The following is a 1,652-nucleotide window of genomic DNA, read 5'->3' on the forward strand; positions in this document are numbered from 1 at the left end:
TTATTATTCGGAGCAATTTTCACGGCTGCATATGCGGTGTCCGTCGCAGTACTTGCCTTTGATATCGGCCGTGAAAACGTGCTGTTTCTTCGCAACGCAGTCCGCAGATAAGCAATCACGACGCTCGCCGGACAAGTTCAACCTGCTCACGCAAAAGAGGAGATCGAGAATGACTGGCACATCGATGGGGATGCCTCAGATCGACGTTCTCATTCCTGCTTACAATGCAGAGACCACTATTGAATCCGCTGTTGCCAGTATTCAGTCTCAGACCATCCGCGACATCAGAATTATCATCGTCAACGACGGCTCGACCGACCGCACACAGGATATCTTGAACAAGATCGCGGAGGCCGATGAGCGAGTTCAGGTTCTAACGACGCGGAACGGCGGGATAGTATCGGCATTGAATGCCGGTCTGGAAATTTGCAACGCCGAATTTGTCGCCAGACATGACGCCGACGACCTCGCCTACCCCAACCGTTTTGAAGCGCAACTCAACTTCTTGCAGAACAACAAGGACTGCGTGGCGGTAGGCTCAAACATTCGACATATCGACCAGAACGGAAAGCTGATCGGCACCCAGTCGAGACTGTATGGGGATGTTCGACCGGACCCTGACTGGTTTCCTTCAAAGGAACCTTATCTGATGCACCCTTTCCTGATGGTGCGTCTTGACGCGATAAGGAAGGTCGGAGGGTACCGCTACGCTGTTCATGCGGAGGATACGGATCTCTATTGGCGCCTGCTTGGCGTGGGTCGGCTGCATAATTTGCGTGATATTCACGGGGAATACCGCATCCATAGCGGCAGTATATCCAGCGCATCCATGCTCAATGGTCGCGTTGCAGCAGTTGCATCTCAACTTGCAGCAATTTCTCATAAACGCCGCGTTCAAGGCCTTCCGGATATTGACTTTTCGCYCGGTCTGCGAGCGGACTATGAGCGCGCCAAGACACTTGGCAGCATACTGGAGCTTGCCGGGCAATCTCTTTCCCCTGATGAACAGAGCTACCTTAAGGCCGCCACTTCGGCAAAACTCCTGTCTTTGATGGAGTATAGACCTTATATCCCGGATCATCAGGATTGTGCCTTTATCGGCGAAGCGCTCGGCCAAACCGCCCTTTCCAAACAGAACAGGCGCGAGATCAGTCGGCTGAAAGGCAAGACTGCCTTACGGCTGTTGAAACTGGGCAGGCTGTCCGATGCCTTTGCGCTGCAACCTTCGTTGGAAAACATCGCACGAGCCGTTGTAAGCAATTTAAAGAAAAGCTTCTTTAAACGCAAACAATCCACCGCCCTGACAAATTGAAATAGAAATTAGAATTCTGTCGACGGAGAATAGAATATGAGCGTCGTGTCTCAGCTGCAAAAGACGATACTTTCGACTATGAGCGATCTGGTGCCGAAGGATGGGCGCTTTGCTTTGGTGGACTTTCCCGATCACAATAACGTAGGGGACAGCGCTATTTATGTCGGCGAATCCGATCTCTTTAAGCGGTTTTCGTTGCGGCCTGCTTACATCTCGTCAGTCCACCACACCAATTGGACAGATATGGAAAGCGCAATCGGCGACGGTCCCATTTTCATTCACGGCGGAGGAAATTTTGGCGATCTTTGGCCGGAATTCAATGATTTCCACGAGGAAATCC

1 protein-coding gene and 1 pseudogene are annotated in these 1,652 nt (G+C 51.6%); both read left to right on the plus strand.

Features of this window, described 5'->3' with window-relative positions; translation table 11 throughout:
- Positions 1–169 precede the first annotated feature (169 nt).
- On the plus strand, positions 170–1,312 hold the full coding sequence (locus AC1D35_RS35975) for a glycosyltransferase family 2 protein (protein WP_477942767.1): 1,143 nt from the start codon (positions 170–172) through the stop codon (positions 1,310–1,312).
- A gap of 36 nt (positions 1,313–1,348) precedes the next feature.
- Positions 1,349–1,652: pseudogene (locus AC1D35_RS35980) on the plus strand (polysaccharide pyruvyl transferase family protein); the annotation flags it as partial.

Source organism: Rhizobium sp. P1_E6 (genome assembly GCF_056405875.1).